Annotated in this window: 1 protein-coding gene; it reads left to right on the top strand. The window is 47.9% G+C overall.

Annotated features, from left to right (window positions below):
• Positions 1–1012 (top strand): glycerol-3-phosphate dehydrogenase/oxidase (locus tag A3757_RS24725; RefSeq protein WP_156506573.1); only part of this gene is annotated, 1012 nt, incomplete at both ends.

Raw genomic sequence — 1012 nt, 5'->3', positions numbered from 1 at the left:
TTGGTTTTACGTGTATTGGAAGAGGGCAATCGCGACGGCGGTGTTGCGATCAATTATCTGCGAGCAGAGCAAGTAAGCAAGGACGAAAATGACAGAGTCACGGGCGTCTTGCTGAAAGACCAACTGAGTGCTGAACAGTTTGAGTTGCAGGCAAATGTTGTCATCAATGCTGCCGGGGTATGGACAGATGAACTTCGACAACAGCTCGGTGAAAACAAAGTAATAAGGCCTCTGCGTGGCAGCCATTTAGTTTTGCCTCAGTGGCGCTTGCCAGTGGCGTATTCTGTGAGTTTTTTTCACCCGAAAGATAAGCGGCCAGTGTTTGCTTTCCCCTGGGAAGGTGTGACGGTTGTCGGGACAACGGACCTTGATCACAAGCAAAGTAGTCGAGACGAGTCCAGCATAAGCGCTGGCGAAGTAGCGTATCTGTTAGCTGCTGTGAATCAGCAATTCCCAAATAGTTTGATTTCTGAAAGCGATGTTATAGCGACGTACTCGGGTGTTCGCCCTGTTGTCAGTAAACATTCTAGCAAGCAAGAAGCTGACTTGAGTAAACCGGCAAAGCCTTCTGATGAAAAGCGTGAACATGTTGTCTGGGATAATCGAGGCATGGTGAGCGTTGCAGGAGGTAAGCTGACGACTTATCGTTTAATCGCCTTGGATGTGCTTCAAACGGCGGCGAGATATTTAAATCGGAAACCTGAAGACTTTAAGTCGAGTACACACTTTCCTGAGACTGACCATGTAATGGCTTCAGCTCATATCAATGCACCTCAGATTCGTAGGCTAAAAGGACGCTATGGCTTTGGCGCAGAACGTATCGTTGAGCTGGTAGATAGGAAACCTGAGTTAGCAGACAAAGTCTTGACTAGTGATACCATATTCGCTGAGCTTGTTTATGCCTGTGAAACTCAACTAGTCGTGCATTTAGACGATCTAATGCTGCGCCGCACTCGTTTAGGACTTGTTCTTCCTAAAGGTGGTGAGGCCGTGCTTACTCGCGTCAAGGCTC

The sequence above is a fragment of the Oleiphilus sp. HI0117 genome, from assembly GCF_001635235.1.
This window is presented reverse-complemented; position numbering and strand designations above follow the sequence as displayed.